The 24,801-nt window shown below is 38.5% G+C and carries 11 protein-coding genes; 10 read left to right on the top strand and 1 reads right to left on the bottom strand.

The window, feature by feature from the left end; all coding sequences use genetic code 11:
* Positions 1-322: 322 nt before the first annotated feature.
* The 6 genes from IV512_RS11895 (at position 323) to IV512_RS11870 (ending at position 15,051) form a co-directional block, all read left to right on the top strand.
* A complete protein-coding gene (locus tag IV512_RS11895; RefSeq protein WP_209403617.1) occupies positions 323-3,391 on the top strand; it encodes a TonB-dependent receptor in 3,069 nt (1,022 codons plus the stop codon).
* A 17-nt stretch (positions 3,392-3,408) separates the two neighbouring features.
* Positions 3,409-5,082, top strand: a complete 1,674-nt coding sequence (locus IV512_RS11890; RefSeq protein WP_209403615.1) for a RagB/SusD family nutrient uptake outer membrane protein — start codon at positions 3,409-3,411, stop codon at positions 5,080-5,082.
* Positions 5,083-5,206: 124 nt separating this feature from the next.
* On the top strand, positions 5,207-6,997 hold the full coding sequence (locus tag IV512_RS11885) for a hypothetical protein (RefSeq protein ID WP_209403613.1): 1,791 nt from the start codon (positions 5,207-5,209) through the stop codon (positions 6,995-6,997).
* Between the two features lie 64 nt (positions 6,998-7,061).
* Positions 7,062-9,374 carry a GH92 family glycosyl hydrolase gene (locus IV512_RS11880; protein WP_209403611.1) on the top strand — a complete coding sequence of 771 codons (2,313 nt, stop codon included), beginning with the start codon at positions 7,062-7,064 and terminating at the stop codon, positions 9,372-9,374.
* Between the two features lie 8 nt (positions 9,375-9,382).
* Positions 9,383-10,957, top strand: coding sequence for a glycoside hydrolase family 28 protein (locus tag IV512_RS11875; RefSeq protein ID WP_209403609.1), 1,575 nt, complete (start codon positions 9,383-9,385; stop codon positions 10,955-10,957).
* A gap of 86 nt (positions 10,958-11,043) precedes the next feature.
* A complete protein-coding gene (locus IV512_RS11870; RefSeq protein ID WP_245224767.1) occupies positions 11,044-15,051 on the top strand; it encodes a two-component regulator propeller domain-containing protein in 4,008 nt (1,335 codons plus the stop codon).
* A gap of 30 nt (positions 15,052-15,081) precedes the next feature.
* On the opposite strand, the gene IV512_RS11865 is transcribed toward IV512_RS11870, so the two are convergent.
* On the bottom strand, positions 15,082-15,495 hold the full coding sequence (locus tag IV512_RS11865) for a response regulator (RefSeq protein ID WP_209403604.1): 414 nt from the start codon (positions 15,493-15,495) through the stop codon (positions 15,082-15,084).
* Between the two features lie 658 nt (positions 15,496-16,153).
* Between IV512_RS11865 and IV512_RS11860 the strand changes: the two genes are divergently transcribed.
* From IV512_RS11860 to IV512_RS11845, 4 genes are read left to right on the top strand one after another with little or no spacing between them, the layout of a single operon-like run.
* Positions 16,154-19,240 (top strand): TonB-dependent receptor, encoded by a 3,087-nt coding sequence (locus IV512_RS11860; protein ID WP_209403602.1) that lies wholly within the window; start codon positions 16,154-16,156, stop codon positions 19,238-19,240.
* Positions 19,241-19,295: 55 nt separating this feature from the next.
* Entirely contained in the window at positions 19,296-20,789 is a 1,494-nt protein-coding gene (locus tag IV512_RS11855) for a RagB/SusD family nutrient uptake outer membrane protein (protein ID WP_209403600.1), read from the top strand.
* 53 nt (positions 20,790-20,842) lie between these two features.
* Positions 20,843-23,533, top strand: coding sequence for a c-type cytochrome (locus tag IV512_RS11850; RefSeq protein WP_209403598.1), 2,691 nt, complete (start codon positions 20,843-20,845; stop codon positions 23,531-23,533).
* A 2-nt stretch (positions 23,534-23,535) separates the two neighbouring features.
* Positions 23,536-24,798 (top strand): VCBS repeat-containing protein, encoded by a 1,263-nt coding sequence (locus IV512_RS11845; RefSeq protein WP_209403596.1) that lies wholly within the window; start codon positions 23,536-23,538, stop codon positions 24,796-24,798.
* The last annotated feature ends 3 nt before the right edge of the window (positions 24,799-24,801 follow it).

The raw sequence follows: 24,801 nt of genomic DNA, 5'->3' as shown, positions 1-24,801 counted from the left end.
ATCGGCCAATTTTCGCAAATTAAGACCCACTAAAATACATGATGGCGCATGTTGGTTTTGCTTCAAACGATTTATGTTTTGATTCTAAAAATGGAAATTAAACGTGATTTTTTTTCTGAATAGTGAAGAATCGACGAATACAGTCTCATAAAACTTAAAAAAAACTTAAAATTTATTATGGTTTCAATTAATTGATTATTAGGTGTTTAATATGATTTTGATTGGTGCGTGATATTGAAAATCCATATATCCAAATGATTTGTCCATGTTCCAAAGGTAGACCTACAATAGTTTAGTGCAGTAAACTACTAAACAAACTACTATGAAAAGACTAAAACAAATTGTATGGGTCTTATGTATGTGCATGACTTCTGCACTTATGGCTCAAAATCAGGTTACCGGGGTGGTAAGCGATGTTAATGGAACTCCAATTCCTGGGGTCAGCATTATGATAAAGGGTACTACTACAGGAACAGTAACAGATTTTGACGGTAATTTTGATATTAGCCTAAATTCAGGGCAAGTATTGGTCTTCACATACCTAGGTTTTAAGGCCCAGGAAATAACTTATGACAACCAATCCAGTCTAGATGTAATACTAGAAGAGGATACCGCGAAGCTAGACGAAGTGGTAGTGATTGGGTACGGTTCTGTTAAAAAGACCGATTTAACCGGAGCCGTTGCCTCGATTGGATCGGAACAACTTACTGAACAGCGAAGAACGGATTTAGGGCAGGCGGTGCGTGGTACAGTTGCCGGTGTTGATGTTCGAAGGTTAAATTCTAAACCAGGTTCACCATTATCTATCAGGGTAAGAGGTAATACGGTTATTACAAATAGTAATCAAGCAAATGCTGACGGTCAAAGTGACGATGTTACTGCAGATTTATCTAGACCGTTGTACGTTGTCGATGGTATTTTTCTAGATAATATCAATATTTTAAATCCGTCGGATATTCAGCAAATGGATATTTTAAAAGATGCTTCCGCAACAGCAATATATGGCTCTAGGGGTGCAAACGGGGTTGTTATAATAACTACTAAAAATGGTATAGAGGGTAAAACTCAATTTACATATGATGCCTCATTTGGTGTTAGTACGGCCAATAATTTAGTTGATACCATGGATGGTGGTGAGTATGTGAATTTTATTGAAAATAACCTTAGGGCGCAACAATGGAAAGCTGAGTGGTTAAATGCTTCGACTGCAGACCCTGTAGCATCAGATTTCAACAACTACAATATTAATACCAGTACGGCTTTCTTTAATAATGGAGAGACTGACAACATAGCAAACGGTAGGTATTTTGATTGGGTAGATTATATTACCAGAACGGCAATACAATCGAGCCATACGGTGTCTATGTCCGGTGGCGATAATGGCCTTGTGTATAGTGGTTCGATTGGGTATTTAAAAGATGAAGGTGTAGTTGGTAAGGATCAAGCCTATGAGCGCTATACGGCATCTACATCCTTATCAAAAAAAATGAACAAGCTTACGATAGGGCTAAGAGCATACCTCTCTTACTCAGAACAGGAAAAGGGTAGTAGAGAGTTGTTTAGAAGTGCTTATAGACTTCCAACAACTGCCGACCCGTTCGAGGATAATGGAGAATTAATATTTTATCCTGATAACGAGGATCAACGATTTGTTAATCCATTTTATGAAGTTGACGGGGCGTGGAAGAACAATCAAAGAATATTAAATGTAATTTCTAATTTTTATGTTCAATATCAACCTTCTGATTGGGTTAGTTTAAAAACGACCTTTTCGCCTAATCTTTCATCAACCCGTAATGGTGAGCATCGTGGTTTGCTAACAAAATCAGCTAGAAATGATCCGTCTCGAACTAGGGCTTACTACGGTGTAGATTTAAGAAACTCATACACTTGGGATAACACGGCCGATTTTAATTTTGATATAACCGATAATCAAAAATTGGGCGCAACTTTAATTACTTCGGTTTATTACAATCAATTGGAGGGTAATAATATAGAAACAAGAAATGTACCTGATTTTCATGGTTTCTATAACACTGGTGCCGGAACGGATGTAAGGCAATACAGTTCTTACTACGAAAAAGAAACAACTGCCTCTGTTGCTGGTCGTTTAAATTATAACATAAATGATAAGTATTTGTTCACCTTTACCGGTAGGTATGATGGCGCATCAAAACTTGCAGAGGGCAATAAGTGGGAATTCTTTCCGTCTGCTGCATTTGCATGGAGGGCCAGTGAAGAACAATTTTTACAAAATGCCGATTGGTTAACAAACTTAAAATTTAGGCTAAGTTATGGTCGTTCGGGTAATTATAATACCGTAGGTCCGTACCAATCTTTAGCATTTTTAGATGATAGAAATTATTTGTTCGGTAGTGATTTGGTCAACGGCAATATAGTCAACGGACTTTCTAATCCGGAATTGACCTGGGAAGTTTCCGATGAAGTGAATTTTGGTGTTGACCTTGGGCTTCTTAATAATAGAATCAACATGTCTCTTGAGGTATATGACAAAACAACCGAAGGAGCTATATTTTCTAGAAATTTACTATTCGTAACAGGTTTTGATAGCGCTGTCGGTAATTTTGGTTCTATAAACAATAGAGGTGTTGAATTTACCTTGAACACCAAGAATATTCAAACAGAAAATTTTAGTTGGAGTACAAGTTTAAATTTCGCTAAGAACAAGAATGAGATTTTAAAATTAGAGGGCGATTTAGATTTACAGGTATTTGGTAGACACAGTGCCTTAATTGTTGGGCAGCCTTCAGATGCTATTTATTCTTATGAAAAAGAGGGCATTTGGCAAATTAGCGAAGCGGCAGAAGCAGCCGTTTATAATGCCGTGCCCGGAGAATATAAATTTAAGGATCAGAATAACGATGGTGTTATTGATGCTGCTAACGATAAAGTAGTAATTGGTACTACAGCTCCTGACTGGACAGGTGGTATGACCAATAACTTTAAATTTAAAAACATAGATATGTCTGTGATGATGTATACCCGACAAGGTGTATTCGGCCATTCAGAATTTCATCAGCACCATGGTACTTTAGGTGAAACAAGATTTGGTAAAATAGATTCACCTTATTGGACACCGGATACACCTAACGCCGAATATTCATTGCCGGGTATAGGCCCCAATTATGGAGAATACTTTTTTGAGGATATGTCATTTGTAAAAATCGGAAACATTGGCCTCGGTTATAGTTTCCCCGACAGTTTATTGGATAAATTAAAAATGACCAGTGCTAGAATATCTATTGATGTTCAAAATCCCTTTACGTTTACAGATTTTAAAGGTCCGGATCCAGAAACGGGATTACAGAATTCATATGATATGAGTTTTCAGACAAGAACCACTCTAATTGGTTTCAAACTGGCATTTTAATTACAAAATTTAAGAAAATGAATAGATATAAAAAGAATATAGGCAGGTTGCTAATGGTAGCTACTTTGGCCATTGCTACACATTCATGTAATAAGTATATAGAAGAAGAAAATTTTTCTAACCTTACCGGTGAAGATTTTATAACCGAAGACAATGCAGATAGACTGGTTGTTGGTGTTTATAATTCTTTAAGAGATGTATTTAAATATACAAACGTGGGTTATGATGTTGCCTTTCTAGGTACCGATATCTTTACTTCGCAAGAGAACATAAATACAGATTTAAATCCGTTAAATGTGTATATAAATGTCAACAGCGGAAATGGAACATTTAGCAATGATTGGAGAAACAACTATAATGTTATCAGTAAGGCGAATATTGTAATCAATAGATTTAGTAATGAAATCTCATTTTCAGACTCAAATTTAGCAGCTAGAGATAATGGTATTGCGCAAGCAAAAGGGTTGCGAGCTATGTGCTATTTTAATTTGGTTCAGTCATTTGGTGGTGTTGTACTTTCGCTAGACGAAATTGAAGGTATAAGCTCAGATTATGTACGTTCGACAGAAGAAGAGACCTATACTCAAATAATTAAAGATTTGGAAGAAGCTATTCCAGCTTTAGATGATACCCCTGCCACTGGCAGATTATCTAAAAGAGCGGCACAACATTTACTTTCGAAGGTCTATTTGACCAGGGCGTATAAAGCGTTTGGTAGTTCTAGTGATTTTGATACGGCTGCATCGTTAGCTGAAAGTGCAATAGGCGGATATGATATCGGTTCACAGACTTATGCAGAAGTATTCGATTATGACAATCAAGAAAATGAAGAGATATTGTTTTCGATTCAATATGGTGCGGGTGGTGATTATAATGATAGAAATAACACAAAGCATTCAACTTTAATGTTCAGTGTAAACGAACTACCCGGTGTAACTAGGCAAAACCAATATGGCTTTCGTGAAGGTAGTGTAATGCCAACCGAGTTTTTCTATTCATTATTTGATGACAATGATACTAGAGATGATGCCACTTTTCACAGGGTATTATTCGCCGATACCGAAGGTACGGTAGGTTCAGATGACATTGTAGTAGGTGATACTGTTATTTATTTTCCTAAAAACGCTCTATCTTCAGAAGAGTTGAGCGATAAATTAGACAGATACTATGTTTATCAACCGGATAATTACTATTTCAATGATTCGCCGGTAAACGTACCTGATGTTAATTATAAGTATACAGAAAATACGGTGTTTGCAAATTTCCCAATATTTAAAAAGTTCGATGATATCGGCTTTGATGAAATTGAAGGTGGATTTAGAGATACATTTATTTATAGAGTAGCTGAATCACATTTATTGGCAGCCGAAGCCTATTTAGGGGCAGGTAGTTCAGCGCAAGCAGCGGCTCATATGAACATTGTTAGAAATAGGGCTACAGGTGAATCTAATTTTTATACCTCTGTCGATATTGATGATATTTTGAATGAAAGAGCTTTAGAACTTGCTGGAGAAACCAATAGATGGTACGATTTAAAAAGAACTGGAAAATTAGAAGAAAGAATTAATTCATATAATCCGCATGTAATTGATCATGGTTCTTTTGATCCGTCTATTCATTTATTGCGACCCATACCTGATACTGAAATTATATTGTCAGATAATAGAATAGAGCAAAACCCTGGTTATTAAGAAATTTAAAAACTCATTTGTTAGTTGAGTGAGCAGTTTTTGTTAGTTTAGGGCGGGCTAATTTGTCCGCCCTTCTTTTGTCTTCTAAATAATATTTGATTAACCATTCAATAGGTTTACTTCTATGAAATATCGATTGAGTCGCAAACAGTTTTTAAAAATTGGAAGTTTGGCAGTAGTCGGTTCTTTAATGAGTGAATATACCTTTGCTAGAAACATTTTTACACCTAATCTGAGAAAGGATGTTCGGTTGCTAAAATTATTAGTTTTAAATAATGATGCTAGTGTTGAGAAAATTCTTGAAAATAATAGTTTAGACCTAGATATTCGCCTTCACTCTTACCGTCGGTTGGCAAATAATATTTCTGTTTTATCCGCTTCTGTCTCCAATCCTGATTCATCATACTATAGGTCGAGTACTTTGGTTGAAAAATTAAGTGGCGATATAAATATTCTTTTGAAAGGGCAATACGATGACGGTACCTTAGATTCCGGAGGAAATAGGCAGTCGCCTCCAGATACGGCTTTTGTATTAGAACACTTGTGCGGTGCAATGAAAGTATTGCTTAGTGATAAATATATAGAGTTACAGGTAGTCAGAGATAAGCTAAAAAAGTTTATTTTAAAAGCGGGCGAGGCCATGATTACAGGGGGCGTTCATACTCCTAACCACAGGTGGGTCGTTTGCGCCGCCCTTGCAAATATAAATTCTCTTTACCCCGACACCAGATATATAGAGAGAATAGAAGAGTGGTTGGCTGAAGGTATTTACCAGAATCAAGACGGTCATTATCTTGAACGAAGTGCCAATTATTCTGCTGTAATCAATAGGGCGTTCATTACCATGGCTAGATTGCTCGATAGGCCTGAGCTTCTTGATTTTGTGGTCAAAAACCTGATTACATATTATTATTATACCGAACTGAACGGTAATGTGGTTTCAATCGATTCTAGAAGACAGGACCAAATAAAACCCATAAATGTCACTAAGTTTTATTTAGAATATCGATATATGGCAATTATTACTAATAATTCGCTGCTGGTCGATATGACCAATCAAATAGAGAAATTACCTGATTTTAAGACTGAAATTCTTTCACACTCGCTGATAGATTTTATGGTGAATAGAGATTTAGAGAAAGAACTTCCTATCTCAAACAAAGCTATTGGTGATTTTGAAAAGCTTTTTTCAACATCCCATTTAGCTAGAATTAAAAAAGGAAATAGATATATTACCATCTTTGGCGGTAACGATAGGCCTATCGAAGTTATTTCAGGAAAATCTTCCAACCCTAATTTTCTTACCTACAGAAAAGGAAAGGCCATTCTCGAACATATGCGATTGTCGACTTCATTTTTTAGAATGGGTTATTTTCGCAGCGAGGGCCTCAATAAGCAAAATCAATCCTATAAGTTGTATGAAACAAAAGAAGCCTATTATTATCAACCTTTGGCTGCCCAAAATCATATAGCAGATGGCGATTATAAACTATCTGCATCTGAAGATGGGAGATTTTGGAATAAAATGTCTTTTGATTTAAGGGCTAAGAGTAATATCAAAAAACAGGTTTCTACGATTGACATTATAGAAAATGATGGAGTTTTAGAAATCGATTTTAAAGTTGAAGGGCCGCCAAATGTTGAAGTTACTATTGAGCTCTGTTTTAGAAAAGGAGGTGAATTGGTCGGTGCATTACCAATTGCACCTGATAACAATTTTCTAAAAAAGGGGTATGGTGAATATAAAGTAGGGAGTGATACAATTAAATTCGGCCCCGGAATATTTGAACATCAAAGAATATCAAGATTAGAAAACGAAAAATATGGCTATCACGGGGGTAGCCTGCGTGCTGAGGGTGAACATGTATTTCTTACAGGTTTCACCCCCTTTAATCATAAAATGACTATTGGTTAGGTTAACTTTAAAGCCAACCAAAAAAACAGCTATAAACTTAACTAACGACTAAATTAAACCGAATATGAAAATAGGAAAGGTTTCTTTATGGGGGGTGGGGATATTGACCTTGATATCTTTGTTGTCTTCTTGTAACCAAACTGAAATAGAATCAACAAAAACAACTTCATTGGTTGAGAAAGTATACCCCTTGCTCGACACTGAAAATTCACGCTGGTTTTTCTTTTCATCGGCCAATCGACCCTTTGGTATGGTAAACTTGAGTCCTGATACAGAGACTAACGGAGCTTGGGGTAGCGGGTACAGGCATAAAGTAGATACGGTAAGAGGGTTTAGTCATATTCATGCATGGCAAATGAGCGGGCTATCGGTAATGCCGGTATCAACTTCCCTTGAGAAAAATAAAGAACTATTTACAGATTTTTATTCCAGTTTCAGTCATGAAACTGAAAGAATAACTCCTGGTTATCATTACTTAGAGCTAGACAAACAAAAAATTGCCGTTGAGCTGACCAGCACGAAAAGAGTAGGTTTTCATAAATATGTCTTTCCTGAAGCGAATGTTGAAAAGCGGGCGGTACTTTTTAATTTAAATGCTCAATTGGGCCCGTGTGAGATCAGTGATGGCCATTTGACAAAAGATGGGAATATGGAACTTTCCGGAAGTTTTGTGATGCAGCCCACTTTTAGAAGGCCCAAACCTTTAACTACCTATTTCAAGGTGAAGTTAAATACTCCCATCGCTTCGATTGAAAGGGATGTCGAATCAAAAAATTACCTTTTGCACTTGAACAAATCGGATGAACCGGTACTAATGAAGGTGGCCATTTCTTATACCTCTGTAGAAAACGCCAATTTGAATATGGAAGAGGAACTGCCACACTGGCAATTTGAACAGGTGGTAAAAGATTCCCAAGCGGAATGGGAAGGAATGTTATCTAGAATTAAGGTGGAAGGTGGTTCAGAAACCGACCAACGCAGGTTTTACACCGATCTTTGGCATGCCCTTCAAGGTCGCCGAATTATAAGTGATGTAAACGGGGCATACCCCGATAATACGAAAGAAAATTTTCGTGTGGGCCAATTACCCGTTGATGTAGGCGGAAAGCCAAAATTCAACCATTATAATTCGGACTCGTTCTGGGGTGCCCAGTGGACGATTAATACGCTTTGGGGTCTAGTGTACCCTGAGATTATGGAAGAATTCAGTCATTCTTTGATGCAGTACTATAAAGATGGTGGTTTAGTACCGCGTGGTCCTTCGGGCGGTAATTATACCTATGTGATGACTGGTGCATCATCGACACCTTTTATAGTTTCGGCAATTCAAAAAAATCTGGTGAACGATAACCTTGATACCATTTTTAGTGCGCTGAAAAAGAATCATATGTTAGGCGGTATCATGGGCAAGGCAGGCTATGAACACAGAACAGATATTGGTGGTGGATTGTCTTATTACTTGAAAGATGGCTATGTGCCTAACCCGCTTCCGGAAGGCAAGTTTGGCATTCATCTAGATGGTTCAGGACAAACTTTAGAATATGCTTATCAAGACTACACCTTGGCGCAATTGGCCAAAAAATTGGGTAAGGAAGAAGAAAATAAGTATTTCATGGCACGTTGCAAGAACTATAAAAATGTTTTCAATAAAGATGAGGGGTGGATGGGGCCTAGAGATGTATCAGGTAAATGGCGAGAAGATTTTGATGCCTACGACTATGAGAACGGTTTTGTGGAGTCGAACGCTGCACAGTCTACTTGGTTCGTTCCACATGACCTAACTGGGTTGAGTGATTTGATGGGCGGAAAGGAAAAGGCTGTTGAAAAGTTGAATGAGCAATTTGAAAAAGCCGAAGAACTCAACTTTACTTCAGGTAGTTCCCATGAAAGTGAGTTGCACCCCGAATACAGAAGAATTCCTATTAATTTAGGAAACCAACCTTCTATTCAGACCCCTTTTGTATTTAATAAATTAGGAAGGCCTGACCTAACCCAATACTGGTCGAGAACCGTTGTTAAAAAAGCCTTTAGTGGTCTAGCCCCTGACACGGGTTACAACGGCGACGAAGACCAAGGTCTTATGGGGAGTTTAAACGTGCTTTACAAAATAGGTCTATTCCAAATGAACGGGGGTACAGAGGAGAATCCCGAATACCAAATAGGAAGCCCGATTTTCGATAAAATAACCATCCAATTAAATTCAAAATATTATCCGGGAGGTCAGTTCGTAATCATCGCGAATGACAACAGTGATAATCATCTGTATTCCGATACTCCCTCCTTTAATGACTCGATTTTATCAGATTTTACGATTAAACATCAAGATATTATTAATGGAGGCGAATTGATTCTGCATATGACCGAAAACCCAAATTAACACTACCTATGAAGAGAGAGATTTTATATGCACTGCCATTTATATTACTTCTTTTTGTTTCGATGTCCAATGAAACTTTGCTGATCGATCATGATGATAAAAAGCAGTTTTTGGTTACTGATTACGGTGCTGTACCCGATGGTACCACCCTAAATACAAAGGCGATTCAGAAGGCTATAGATGCAGCACATAAAAGGAAAAAGGGTGGCAAAGTAGTTTTTACGAAGGGTAAGTTTTTATCAGGTAGTATTGAACTAAAGAGCAATGTAACCCTCTTTTTTGAAGAAGGTGCCGTATTACTTGGCAGTACGAACCCGACAGATTATAAAAAGATGGATTTTGAAGGTCGGCCGGTTTCACCCAAAAAGGATGATAATTCTCAAATGGCCTTGATTCTTGCACATAAGGCGAACAATATCAAACTCGCAGGTAAGGGCATTATCGATGGTCAAGGTCTTGAATTGGCCCTTAAAATCGATAGCTTGCACCATGCCGGTATAACTATTGACCCAAATTATAATGTGAAGAGGCATAGGCCCAATGAAACTATGCGACCGAAATTATTTCGGTTTTCCCAATGTAATAATGTTGAAGTACGAGATTTAAAAGTAGGTGAAGCCGCTTGTTGGGGCTTGTCTTTTGAACTCTGCAATAATTTGGTGATCGATGGCTTGACGGTGGTAAACCGATCGTATTGGAACAACGATGGAATGGATATTACCGATTCTAAAAACGTACGAATAACCAATTGCAATATCAATTCGGCCGATGATGGTATCTGTTTAAAATCATATTACCCGGGCTATGCCAATGACAGTATTTATATTGCCAATAATGTTATCAGATCAAGTGCAAGTGCAATCAAGTTCGGTTCTGCTTCTTACGGGGGCTTCAAAAATGTGACCATAGAGAACATTCAGGTCTTCGATACGTTTCGTTCCGCTTTAGCATTTGAATCCGTTGATGGGGCGGTTATCGAAAATATTAATGTGAACAATGTTGTTGCAAAAAATACCGGAAATGCATTTTTCATTAGGTTAGGGCATCGTGACGGTGAAAAATCAGGGGTGGTAAAAAACATTAGTATAAAGAATGTGAAGGTAGAGGTGCCTTTCGGGCGACCCGATATAGACTACGATTTAAGAGGGCCCGAGGTAAACTATTTCCATAACCCCTTTGCTTCCTCTATTGCGGGTATACCAGGGCATCATATAGAAAATGTTTCTTTAGAAAATATAGAAATTAGCTATCCGGGCAGGGCATCTAAAAGTATGGCTTACATCCCCTTAAGTAGATTGGCCCAAGTTCCCGAAGAAGTCAAAGGTTACCCTGAATTTACTATGTTCGGCGAACTGCCGGCGTACGGGCTATATGTTCGCCATGCCAGTGGTATATCAATGAAAAATATTAAACTAACTTTACAGAATGAAGATTTTAGACCTGCCTTTGTTTTCGATGATGTAAAAGGGATTATAGCCAATGAGATTGAATTACCGAAAAGTTCAAAAGGTCAATTTATTTTAAAGGATACTGAAAAGATTGAATTAGATGTAGAATCTTCAAACTTGATTGAGAAGTACTAGTCCAAATTTCTACTGTCTTATTTTAGTAGCTTCTCGGTTTCAAAAAAGGCGTATAGAATTGCATGAGATATTGTCTTATCATTTTTATGGTGTTATTAATTGCTTTAAAGGGCAATTCTCAGCATATTAAATTCGGTCATTACGATGATGATAATGGGCTTTCGCATAATTCTATAAGGCATATAGCACAAGATGAATATGGGTTTTTATGGTTCGGAACTTTTTCGGGCCTAAACAGATTCGATGGTTATCAATTCAAGTCTTACCTAAGTACCTCTACCGATCGGGAATCGATACGTAATGATGATATTACGGCTTTAGAGATAGATGAAGAATCTAATAACCTCTGGATCGGTACTCGGGGAGGGCTTACACAACTTAAAACGGACACTCAAACCTTCAAAACGTTCTTACCTGACTCAAGTAGAGACGGTGGCTTACCAGAAGAAGAGATACGGTCAGTTTATGTTGATGGTTTTAAAAGGGTGTGGGTTGGTACGAGAACTAAGGGCTTGGCCATTTTTTATCCTGACAAAGAATATTTCGAAACTGTTGAAATCGAAGGTTTCGAATACGTAAAAACTATTTTCGAAGATAGTAGGGGTAATATTTGGATCGGAAGTTTTGATACTGGTGGTGTAGCTAAAATTAATCTTGATGCCAAAGGCGGAATTGTACAGATTACACGCTATGATCTAGATATACCCAATTCTGTAGAAAAGAACCCTTATATCAATTTTATTTATGAAGACCATAAAGAAGACATATTCGTCGGTACTCGAAAAGGTCTTTATAAATTTGATAAAGAGAATAAGAACTTTGAAAACCTCTACATCTCCAATGCGGCGCTTCGAACAAATCTCGGGCCCTATTTTTTGTCGGTTGCTCGGGCTCCTGGTGGTAAATACTGGGTAGGTACTTTGGGCGGCCTTATAGAATGCGATCGGCTCGAAGATATAAATCAAGAAAAATTCACCTTGCACCAATCTGTACTATCCGATAATACTTCGCTGGTGGATAATTTGGTTTCAGCCCTATATTTTGATGCTTCTGGAGTATTGTGGATCGGAACTGAAGACGGCCTCGATAAATATGACCCGTACGAAAACCAATTTAGTCTCAATAGGGATATATCTAAATTTATTGGCAACAAAGCACCTAGAATTAGAGGTTTTGCACGAACTCATGATGGTAAAGTTATTGTGGCAACACGTCATAATGGACTCTTCGTCTCACAAGATGAAAGTTTCATACCACTTCTGCAGTATCGCAGCGATATTTCTACTGTCTATTCCTACGACGGTAAAATTTTTTACTGCGGTCTTTGGAACGGGAAGGTTTTGATATATGACTACCCCAACAAAAGCGAACAAACCGTTGATGTTGGTTTTGATGGGGCACCGATAACCGCAATCATGAAAATATCGGAAGAACAACTTTTAGTTGGATCGTTCGGAGAAGGCGCAGTTACTTTTGATATAAGAAAATTAAATCATGTACCTGTCGACAGACTTTTAGAAGGGTATGAAATTAACGCCTTGGCCAAAGAGAAAAATGGTACGATATGGCTGGCTACTGAAAATGGCGCAGTAAAATTGAAACATGGCCGTCAAGATTATACGGCTTATGATATACGTACCCAAGATAGACATACCATTGGTGATATAGCAGATGTAAGTGACATTGCGATAGACGGTGAGGGTAAAATATGGGCATCTTCGAGATACGGGCTAAGTGTTTATGATGCCGAAGAAGACCGATTCAATATTTTGACCGAACCAGATGAAGTTACAGGAAGATGGGTTACCGATATATTGGTCGATCGATTCGATGGTCTTTGGTTGAATATGAACAATAATAGTGTGGCTAAATTCAAACCATCTCGAAATGAGATTAATATTTATCATGTAAGTAGTGGTAATAGATTAGATGTATTTAGCTCAAAAGGGTTTTATAGTTCAGATGGTACTAATATCTATTTGGCGGGTAAAAATGGTGTTATTCATTTCTCGGCAGAATCACTGAACCAAAATCTAAATACTATCAAACCGGTTATTTCAGAATTTAGAATAGCGAACAGAGAAATTATTCCTGGCATGGTCGTTAATGATCAAGTGCCCTTAAAAGAGGATATAAATTATAGCAAAACTGTTGAGTTAAATTATGATAACAGAAATTTTTCATTACAATTTTCAGAGCCTTCTTTTTCGAATGAAAAACTGAATAAGTTTGAATATAAGCTCGAAGGTTTCGATGAAGATTGGATCGCTACCAATGGTTACTCAAGAACGGTGCAGTATACTAATTTGTTTCCTGACGATTATGTGTTCAAAATAAGATCGAGAAACGGTAATGGACAGTGGAGCGAAACCGTTTCTTATCAAATAAAAATTCTACGACCGTTTTGGCTTACCCCTCAAGCATTTCTAATAATGCTGGTAGTTTTCGGATTGATATTTTACTTGGTCAGAAAAGAATTGGATAAACGTCTCAAATTAAGAAGAGAACTTCTGACCGAAAAGGTAAACCGAGAACATGATGTGAAATTGAATAACGAGAAGTTGAGATTTTTCACTAACATTTCACATGAGCTACGCACTCCTCTTACATTAATACTTGGTCCTGTGAAGCAATTGATTGATGAAGGGGCCGGTCATGTTTCCGATTATCAAAAAAGTAGGTACGACCTTATTCACCAGAATGCAAATAGGTTGTTCACCCTAGTAAACCAAGTTCTTGATTTCAGAAAGGCTCAAAGTGGCGAACTAAAACTAAAAACTACTAGAACAGATATTCTGGCCTACTCAAAGAATATTTTCGATTCGTATAAAGAACTTGCGCACAATAAGAATATCACCTTCGATTTTATTTCAGAAAATGAGACCATAAATGGATGGATAGACAATGATAAATATGATAAAATACTTTATAATTTGTTGTCCAATGCTTTAAAGTTCACCCCTGATTTTGGTCACGTAGACTTGTTTTTGAGGTTCAATGAGAAAACAGGGTTTTTAACCGTAGAAGTTAGTGATGATGGAATTGGTATTCCTAAGAAAAGTCAAGAGAAAATATTCAATCGATTTTACCAAGCCTCATCCGGTAAACAGAATAATACCGGTTCTGGTATCGGTCTTTCACTAGTACAATCTTTGGTCAACCTGCACAAGGGTTCAATTAGGGTGAGTAGTGCACCTAGTAAGGGTAGTGTTTTTACGTTTGAATTACCTGTAGAACGGCATTTCTATAAGAATAGTGAAGTTTTTGAATTTGTGTTGCCATCTGCTGAACAAAATACAGAACTGAAAGGGAACATACCAAAAAAGACCATTCATAATACCGATTTAAAACAAAAGGTTCTAGTCGTTGATGATAATGTAGAACTTCGTAAATATTTGGTTGATTATCTATCTGGGTTTTATAAGGTATACGAAGCCGAAAATGGTAAAGAGGCGCTCAAAATGTGCAGACAGATCAAGCCTACAATTTGTATATCTGATATTATGATGCCAGTGATGACGGGCCTAGAGTTTTGTAAACGGCTCAAAAATGATCAGTTTATAAGTCATATTCCTGTAGTATTATTGACTGCACTTTCCGATAATAAAGACAAAGTTAAAGGGTATGGTACAGGTGCCGATGGTTATTTGGTGAAGCCATTTGACCCTTCCTTGCTTAAAACAATGATCGAAAATATTATAAAATCACGTTTAGATCTGAAAGCGAAATTTTCTGATGAAACCGAGAGTGAGGTAAGTCTATTGACTCATTCTCCCGTAGATGAGCAGCTCATGAGAAAAATATCAGGTTTGATAGATAAAAATTTAGATAGAGCTGATCTATCTACCACTTTTTTATGTCAAGAACTGGGTATGAGTTCATCAAAATTATATCAGAAAATTAAGGAACTCACAGATTTGGCGCCAAAAGAATTTATTAGAACGGTAAGGTTGAAGAAATCGGCTACTTTGTTAAAAACTAAGAAGTACAATGTTTCCGAGGTAACCACCCTAATAGGTTTTAATGATCCGCTTTATTTTAGTAGGTGCTTCAAAAAACAATTTGGCTACCCGCCGAGTAAATTGATTAAGTAAAACTTGTAAAAGATGGTAGGGTAGGCCAGATTAAACGCTTTCTTTTAGTGAGCGATTCGTGAATATGATATCTACATTGGCACGGCTAAGGGGCTTTATAAAGCGTCGTTTTACTTTAGATCGCACATCTTCGTTGGCTTCCTTTAAGCAATTGCTATAAGATGAAGCGATATAAATATCCATTTGATCTAATGGAATCGCACGGGCCATGGCCTCTTCTAAAAACTCGAACCCGTCCATCTTTGGCATTTGCCAATCTAGTAAAAGTATATCGGGCAGGCGTGTCGTTTCTTTCGCATTTTGCCAGTCTTCGAACCATTTCAAGGCCTCTATGGGGCAATCGTAAGAGATTATTTCAGAAGACTGCCCGTGACGCTGTAATTTGATTCGCATATCGAATTGAGATACCAAATCATCATCTATTAACATTACCAGTGGATTCATTTAAGATATATTTTGAAGTATATTTCCTACATATTGTAAATTTACAAGAAATTATTATAAGAATTGAGCTATTTATTTCATAAAATCAATTAATTGAAAGAAGTGTAGTATTATGAAGTTTTCTTGGAAGAAACACTAACATTTCACTATAACGTTAAAGCTAATTTTAAATACGCCCATGACGGCTCAAACTTTCTATAGAAAATTCTACGGGAAATAATAGATCAAATTCTGACTTCAAACATAATCTCTATCGATATTTAATGTATCAGGTTCTGATTATTAGTAGTCTGTGTTTATCAATAAGCATTATCAACCAATAGAAAATTGAAAAATTCTAATGGTATTTTGACCTTCGCTATTTTTATTTTCTTTCTGTTATTTCGAAAATATTCTCATTCGACCGTATTTCATCTATAATTTTCCTCAAAAACATCCTTGTTTTAATATTCTCATAGTTATCGTGTATTAAGTGTTTTATCAACAATTAATAAGAGTTGTTTTGTGGTTTTTTTGAAAATCTGTTATTCAATTTTGTCATTTTAGCAGGATAGTACAGGATAGCGAAATCGTTTGAGAAAGATAAATTTGGTTCATATCGAAAGAATTACTAGCACTTTTGATTAACTCATCACTAACTAACTAAATAGAAACTACTATGACAAAAATCCTATTTGGGTTAAAAACCTTGTATTTTGGTTTTGCCTTATTGTTTACAATTCATGCTCAGGCACAGAGTACTGCAGTGACCGGAACCGTCACTTCTGCCGATGATGGCTTTGGGCTTCCAGGAGTAAATGTAGTCGTCAAGGGTACCACAAATGGTACCGTAACCGACTTTGATGGAAAGTACAGTATTAATGTACAAGACGCCAATGCTACCTTAGTTTTCTCTTACATTGGTTTTACTAAGCAAGAAATACCACTTAACGGACAACGGGTGGTGAATGCCAGTATGACCGAAGATGCTACTGCTTTAGATGAAGTGGTATTGGTGGGGTATGGTACTCAGATCAAAAGACAGGTCACCGGTTCGGTACAGACCATCGAAGCGCAAGAACTGGCCGACTTACCTGTATCTCAAGTAACTCAGAAACTTCAGGGTAAATTGGCAGGTGTTCAAATCAATCAGACTACGGGTAAACCGGGTCAGGGTATGTCCGTTAGAATACGTGGTCAATTATCTGTTTCGGGAGGTAGTGACCCCTTGTATGTAATTGATGGTTTTCCGATTTCGGGAGGTATAAATACCTTGAATCCTGATGAGATTGAAGACATTACAATTCTTAAAGACGCAGCTTCAACTTCGCTTTATGGCTCAAGAGCGGCCAATGGTGTGGTTCTTATTACCACAAAAAAGGGAACAACGGGAGAGACTAATGTCAGTTTTAATACATCAACAGGTATACAGCAAGTGCCCGAAAGAGGGCGCATCGATATGATGGATGCCGTGGAGTTTGCCCAATTCAAAAAGGAGTACTACGAGGATCAAGGGGATCCCGTGCCCGAAATCTTTCAGGATCCTTCACAATATGAAGGTAAGACCAATGACTGGTATGGAGCCTTGTTGCGAACCTCGCCGGTACAGAACTATAACCTTACTATAACCTCTAACAAAGAAAAACTTCGAACTGCAGTTGTCGCAGGGTTCTTTAAGCAAGACGGGGTCGTGATTAATTCAGACTATGAGCGCTACTCTCTAAGGGTCAATTTAGATTATAATGTTTCGGATAAGGTTAGACTTGGCTTCAATGTTGCTCCTTCTTATATAAAGGATAATACACCACGAAGTGATGGTGATCGCGGTACGGGCATTCTTTTCAATGCTTTGCACACATGGCCGATAATGCCAATTTATAATGAAGATGGTACTCGAACTACTTTTAATCGCTTTCCAGCGGATACGGGAAATATATTTTCATATGCCAACTGGTTAACATCTGCTGAGCAAATCAAAAATGAGACACAAGATGTAAACATTCTATCTAACGCTTTTATAGAGTATGAACCCATCGATGGTTTGACAGTTAAAACAAGTTTAAATGCTGAATTGTATAATAGACAATATGAATTTTTTAGCCCTTCAACGGCTACCTATCGTATTAACCGACCTATACCGACCGATGCTGAGGCTATTTGGGAAGATAGAAAAGACTTTTCCTATTTGAACGAAAATTTGGTAACTTATAATAAGAGCTTTGGCGAACATAATTTCTCTGTTTTAGGAGGATTTACCTATCAGAAATTTAGAAGGGATTTCAGTAGGGTTGCTGCCGATACCTTTGCAGATGACCGATTACCAACAATTCAAGGTGCAGCAAATATCAATAGGGGAGGAACTTATGATAGTGTTCAAGAATGGAGTTTGGTGTCATTCCTTTCAAGACTCACGTATAACTATAAGGGTAAATACCTGTTGACAGGTTCTATACGTAGAGATGGTTCTTCTCGTTTTGGTTCTGAAAACAGATGGGGTAATTTTCCTTCCATTTCTGCCGGTTGGATTGCTTCCGACGAAACCTTTATGGAAAACCAAGAGGCTATATCGCTCTTGAAACTTAGGGCAAGTTATGGTGTTACCGGTAACAATAATATTGGAAACTATACTCAATATGCTCTTATTAACAATACTGTGAATGCTGTTTTTGACAACGAGTTTGTTCCCGGTTCTGCGGTTAGCTCACTATCAAATTCAAACTTAGGTTGGGAGACCACCAAGCAATTTGATATTGGTTTAGACTTAAGTCTGTTTAATGATAGGGTTTCTTTTATTTACGATTATTACACCAAGAACACCACCAATCTCTTATATAATGTACAAGTGCCAAGAGAATCTGGTTTTACTAATTTTAGCGATAACATCGGTGAAATTAAGTTTTGGGGTCATGAATTTGCATTAAACACGGTAAATACTACCGGTAAGTTCAGATGGACGACTAATGCCAATATTTCTTTCAATAGAAACGAAGTAGTGTCATTGGCAGAAGGTATAGACAGGGTGTACGGAACTTTTCACATAACCCAAGTCGGTAAGCCATTTGGCCAGTTTTATGGGCATTTGTCTGACGGGGTATACCTGAACCAACAAGATTTAGATAGCTCACCACAGGTACCTGGCCGTTCTACCGTTGGTAGTATTAAATTGGTAGATGTTAATGGTGATGGTGTCATTACTAGAGGAGGAGATGAAGATGACCGTGCTATCATGGGCAATCCGTTTCCTGATTTCACCTATGGTATTACCAACACTATTAAATATGGAAATTTTGACTTTTCTGTTATAGGTACAGGCTCTCAGGGTAACGAATTATTGATCCGTCATTTGTATAGTACTGCAAACCTCGATGGTGTATTCAACTTGGTAGATGGGGTAAAGTATAGATTTAGATCGGAAGAGAACCCAGGTAGAGGTTTCTATGGCACCACAGTCGGTGGCGGTAATGTGACCGGTATCGAAAGAGACTGGATCAACGACCGTTTTGTTGCAGACGCATCCTATTTTAATATTCGTAATATAACTCTTGGTTATACATTGGATGGTGTAGAAAAATTCTTCAAATCAGCTAGAATTTACGGTTCTATTCAGAACGTTCACATATTCACAAAATATTGGGGCGGACCAAACCCTGAGGTCAGTGGTGAATCAGATGGAGATGGAGATGGTGGTAACCTGAGCCAAGGTGTTGATCTATCAGGTTATCCGGTACCACGAATTTTTAGTATCGGATTAAACCTGAATTTCTAAGCATTTTTCGCTAGACAGATTAAAGTATTAGACTATCCTATAAAAAAATATAAAAATGAAAAAAATATTCTTATTTCTTGCAGTACTAGGGGTTCTGGGAACCGGCTGTGAAGATGAATTGACGATTTTCCCTGAAGATTCGTTGAGTGTACCAACCTTCTACAAAACTGAGGTTGATTTCGAACAAGCCGTAAATGGAGCATACGTGCCGTTGCGTACTATCTACAACCAATCGAAGGCCTACTTAGGTGAAATGCATTCAGATAATACCTACTATGCCCGTAATACGGCATTCGGTGCTACCGAACAACAAGAAGATGTAGCTGATTTTGCTATTCCCACAGATAACGGTATTACGACCAACAATCACGTAACCAACATATATGTTGACCATTATGCCATTATAGCGCGCACAAATCAAATTCTGGCAACTATTGATGATGCTGAATTCGATAATGCCGCAAAAAACAACATCAAGGGGCAAGCACTTTTTTTAAGGTCTTTTTCATACTTTGACCTGGTACAGTTTTTTGGTAGTGTACCCATGCACTTGGTTCCTGTGTTGTCTAGGGAAGATGCAGCGCTACCTTTGTCGAGCCCAGATGATATATATACTCAGATAATTGGTGATTTAGAGACGGCTATTTCTTTACTGCCTCCCAAATCACAGCAAGATCCAGGTCGTGTAACTTCTGGCGCTGCTCGCACACTTCTTGGCAATATTTATATTGTAAGAGAACAGTGGGCTGATGCAGAGACTCAGTTTCAGGCTGTAGTTGATAGTAATGAATACGAGTTAATGCCTAATTATGAAGATGCTTTCTCTGGAAATAGCGACAACAAAAATAATATAGAGTCTGTTTTTGAAGTGCAGTACAAAGAAGGTCCAGAAGGTCTGAACGGTAGTTTTCTTTATAACTTTCTACCACGACCTATGACCGCTGATGAAGTGGGAGCGGTTACAGGTACGTCAAATCCACAGCCCTTGAACGGCGAAGGAAATAACATACCTACTCCAGATATAATTGCCGCTTACGAAGATGGCGATTTGAGGGAGGATGCTTCTATACAATATGTGACTGCCAGCGAAAGTTTTTGGAGAGATGGCGTTTACCCGATTATCAAGAAATATGTTGAACCTCACTCCCTGAACGGTAATCACGGTATGAACTTTCCTGTGTATCGTTATTCAGAAGTATTATTATTCTTGGCGGAAGCATTGGAAGAGCAAGGTAAATCTGGCCCGGCTTTGACCCATTTGAATACTGTCAGAATCAGAGCGGGCCTAGGTGATCCGGTTGGTGATTTAGGGGAGGCAATTTTTAGAGAGAGAAGAGTAGAACTTGCCTTTGAGAACAAACGTTGGTTAGATTTGGTAAGAACTGGCAGAGCGATAGATGTTATTACTGCCTATGGCAATAGAATAAAGGCCAACCCGAACGATTATTACTATCCTGAAGGTGCGGAGCCCCGTGGTAATGCATTTACGAATATTAGTTTGACCTTTGGGCTTCCGGCTTCTGAATCGTCTTTAAACCCGAATTTTTAGTACCTTCAAAGGCATTAAAAATCAAACTGAAATCAATTATCAAATAAAACCAAATGATAAAAAAAATTTTTCTGCTTGCAACTGTACTTCAACTCATGGTTTCGTGCGGTACGGAAAAAAATGAGAAAGCGGAGTCTCAAGAAAATCTTGACCCTAAAATTGCAAAACTCAAGTTGCAACCGGGGTTTCAGGCCGAGCATTTATATAGCCCCGGTGAGGCAGGTACGGGATCTTGGGTGGCCATGGCCTTTGATGATAAGGGGCGCTTGATTACATCTGATCAATACGGTTCGCTTTACCGTATGGAGGTTCAACCGATCGGATCAGATAACTTGACTCCTAAAATTGAAAAACTGAAGATTCAGACGGGAGAGCAAGTGGCCGATTCAATAGTGCAGATGGGTTATGCCCAAGGTTTGCTCTATGCTTTTAACAGCTTGTACGTCATGATCAATCATTGGGGTAATGAAGAGTTTGAAAAGTCTAGTGGTCTATACCGACTTCAAGATACCGATAATGATGATCAGTACGATAAAATCACTCTATTGCAAAAGCTTGAAGGGGCCGGTGAGCATGGCCCACATAGCATTGTTCCTTCGCCCGATGGCAAATCACTATACGTAATTGCCGGAAACCATACCGACTTACCAGAAGGTATTGATACCTATCGATTGCCCAACAACTGGGCAGATGATAATTTGTTTCCTCAAATTAAAGATCCGCGAGGTCACGCAAACGATAGAGGTGCCCCAGGAGGCTGGGTAGCAAAAATTGATCCCGAAGGCAAGAATTGGGAATTGGTAGCCGCAGGTTTTAGAAATCCCTATGATTTGGCATTTAATGAGCTCGGCGACATGTTCGTTTACGATTCTGATATGGAGTGGGATTTGGGAATGCCCTGGTACAGACCGACCCGCATCTGTCATGTGACCAGTGGTGCTGAATTTGGTTGGAGAACCGGTAACGGAAAGTGGTCTCCGGCATACCCTGACAACCTTCCACCTTTAATGAATATCGGCCAAGGTTCGCCAACGAATGTGATGTATGGTAGCAAGGCCAAATTTCCGAGTAAATACAAAAGAAGTGTATTTGCCTTTGATTGGAGTTTTGGTATCGTTTACAGTATAGAACTGCAACCAGATGGATCATCTTATAAAGGGGTCAAAGAAGAGTTTCTTTCTGGCTTGCCGTTACCGCTTACCGACGGAGTGATTGGTCCCGATGGTGCGATGTACTTTATGACTGGTGGTAGAAGATTAGATTCTGATCTGTACCGTGTTTATTATAATGGTGATGACGATACCGAAACGGCCGTTGCTTTAGAGCAAACCGAGCAGAACAAGATAAGGCAAGAATTGGAAAGCTATCATTTAGGTGCCAAAGAAGGTGCGGTTGAAGCCGCTTGGCCACACTTAGATAGTGACGATCGTTTTTTACAGTATGCCGCAAGAGTAGCTTTAGAACACCAGCCTGTGAGTTCATGGCAAGAAAAGGTTTATAACGAGACTGATGCCGTTAAAAAGATTCAGGCGGCAATTGCTTTGGCTAGACAGGGCAATAGTAATCAACAAGATAAATTGTTAAGTGCATTGACTTCTATCGATTACATTAACTTGAATACGGCCCAGCAGGTCGATTTGGTTCGTGCCATAGAATTGACTTTGTCAAGAATGGGAAAACCAAATTCCAGCTCACAAAAAAAGGTACGTGATTACTTAGCATCGCATTATCCTGCGGAAATCGATGTTCTAAATCAGTTGTTGAGCAAGACATTGGTCTTTGTAGGCGAGCCGAGCGTTGTCTCGAAAACATTGGCCCTATTGGAGAAACCTCAGGGTGAAAATGCCGATGTGATGGCCAATTCGGCTACGGAGTCTGCTGACTTGATTTTGAGAAATCCGCAGTATGGTATGGATATCGCCGAGACACTCAAGAATATGCCTCCGGCCCAAAGCACCTATTATGGTACTGTTTTAAGTGGTGCAACCAACGGATGGACTCCAGAATTACGCGAAAAATACTTCAAGTGGTTCTATAAAGCTTTCTCCTTTAAAGCGGGTAGAAGCTACATTGGCTTTATTGACAAGGCCAGACAAGGGGCTTTGGCAAACGTATCAAAAAGTCAGTTTGAAATGTACAATACAATGAGTGGTGATTCGCTGTTAAGCAGCTCGGGCAACGATCTTGTTTCAAATGCGGTTCAGCCTAAAGGGCCTCGAAAGAATTGGACAGAAGAGGATATCGAACCACTTTTGGCCGACGGACTTGAAAACAGAGATTTCGAACAAGGTAGAAATATGTTCTTGGCCACCAATTGTATTACTTGCCATAGTATGCGGGGTGAGGGTCAAAGTATTGGCCCAGATTTAACCAATTTAGGTACTCGTTTCTCTCCTGCAGATATGATGAAGGCGATAATTGATCCAAACGATGTGATTTCCGATCAGTACAATTCAACCGTATTTGAGCTTAAAGATGGAAATTCGGTAGTCGGTCGATTGATTAGCGAAGAGGGCGAAGAATATAAGATTAGTCAGAATCCTTATGCACCAGATATAATCAGAAGTATACCTAAAGACCAAGTGACAAGCACTAAAATGGCAACGATTTCTCTGATGCCTCCTGGTACGATTAATCGATTGGGACCTGACGAAGTAAAAGACCTTTTGGCTTATTTGGTAGCAGGTGGCGATAGTGAAAACGCTATTTTCTCTGGGCAAGATCAAGCAGATGCGGAGCAGTAACTATGACTAAAGACTTAATTGCTAATTTAATTATGCCCTCATCTTATTTTCTTTTTAAAGAATTGAAATTAAAAAAACACAAAAACACTGAACCTGTGCGCCTAGCGTACAGGTTTTATGTCATTTATTTGTTTGCTGTATTGGGTTCAAGTACGTTGAAAGCACAGACCGACCCTTCTGTCGAGCCTCAAATCGCTGAGGCCATTTATTTCGAAAAGCGGCATATAGCTTCCGAGAATTACGAATCGGTAAGTGTTTTTGATGTTAACAATGATGGTGCTATTGATATTGTATCCGGAGCGTTTTGGTATCAGGGCCCTTCTTTCAAGAAAAGACATGATATGGGAGGCCCGAAGCGATTCGGTGAATATTACGACCATTTTTCAACCATTCCTTTAGATGTTAACAGTGATGGCAATATCGATTTTGTTACCGGTGGATGGTATGAAGGTCGTTTGGTTTGGAAAGAGAATGTTGGAGATAAAAGTCCTTGGCCAGAACACCTGATTGCCGAAGTAGGAAATATAGAATCTACCCGAGCTTGGGATATTGACGGTGATGGTGTTGTTGAAATTATTCCGAACACCCCCAATGGACCACTACGAATATTCTATTTAGAAAATGGAAGTTTCAAAGAAAAAGTTCTTGCAGATAAGCAAGGTCATGGTATTGGCTACGGAGATATCAACGGAGATGGAAGAGGTGATTTAATTATGCCCCATGGCTGGTTAGAAGCCCCTGAAAATAGATTTGAAGGGGAGTGGAAGCTTCATGAAGAATTTCAGTTGGGTACGGCTAGCGTCCCAATAATGGTGACAGATGTCAATAAAGATGGTCTTTCAGATATGATTGTAGGTCAAGGTCACGGTTATGGCCTGTTCTGGTACGAACAACTTCCTGTCAACAAAAAGAAAGATGTAAAATGGAAGAAGCACAATATCGATCCCTATAATTCGCAGTACCACACCATGGAAATGGAAGACTTGGATGGAGATGGTATCAAAGAACTGATCACCGGTAAACGCTACAAAGCCCATAACGGTAAAGACCCTGGAGGATATGATTCCATTGGGCTTTATTATTTCCGGTGGACGGGAGAAAGTTTCAGCAAACAAGTAATCGACTATGGGTCTTATGGTGAAGGTAAGGGAACAGGTGTCTATTTTGCAGTTAGCGATGTTAACCAAGACAATAGAAAAGACGTGATTGTAGCGGGAAAAGATGGGTTGACCATCTTTTTGAACAAGGCAGTAAAAGAAAAATAAAAT

This window comes from Pseudozobellia sp. WGM2, assembly GCF_017810075.1.
GTDB lineage: Bacteria > Bacteroidota > Bacteroidia > Flavobacteriales > Flavobacteriaceae > JADNYK01.
The sequence above is the reverse complement of the archived record's forward strand: the minus strand, read 5'-3'. Positions and strand labels throughout refer to the sequence as shown.

Excerpts from the sequence above, each read along its gene's own strand:
- IV512_RS11895 (WP_209403617.1), top strand. The coding sequence starts at position 323 with ATGAAAAGACTAAAACAAATTGTATGGGTCTTATGTATGTGCATGACT.
- IV512_RS11850 (WP_209403598.1), top strand. The coding sequence starts at position 20,843 with ATGATAAAAAAAATTTTTCTGCTTGCAACTGTACTTCAACTCATGGTT.
- IV512_RS11865 (WP_209403604.1), bottom strand. The coding sequence starts at position 15,495 with ATGAATCCACTGGTAATGTTAATAGATGATGATTTGGTATCTCAATTC.
- IV512_RS11880 (WP_209403611.1), top strand. The coding sequence starts at position 7,062 with ATGAAAATAGGAAAGGTTTCTTTATGGGGGGTGGGGATATTGACCTTG.
- IV512_RS11855 (WP_209403600.1), top strand. The coding sequence starts at position 19,296 with ATGAAAAAAATATTCTTATTTCTTGCAGTACTAGGGGTTCTGGGAACC.
- IV512_RS11860 (WP_209403602.1), top strand. The coding sequence starts at position 16,154 with ATGACAAAAATCCTATTTGGGTTAAAAACCTTGTATTTTGGTTTTGCC.
- IV512_RS11890 (WP_209403615.1), top strand. The coding sequence starts at position 3,409 with ATGAATAGATATAAAAAGAATATAGGCAGGTTGCTAATGGTAGCTACT.
- IV512_RS11845 (WP_209403596.1), top strand. The coding sequence starts at position 23,536 with ATGACTAAAGACTTAATTGCTAATTTAATTATGCCCTCATCTTATTTT.
- IV512_RS11885 (WP_209403613.1), top strand. The coding sequence starts at position 5,207 with ATGAAATATCGATTGAGTCGCAAACAGTTTTTAAAAATTGGAAGTTTG.
- IV512_RS11870 (WP_245224767.1), top strand. The coding sequence starts at position 11,044 with ATGGTGTTATTAATTGCTTTAAAGGGCAATTCTCAGCATATTAAATTC.
- IV512_RS11875 (WP_209403609.1), top strand. The coding sequence starts at position 9,383 with ATGAAGAGAGAGATTTTATATGCACTGCCATTTATATTACTTCTTTTT.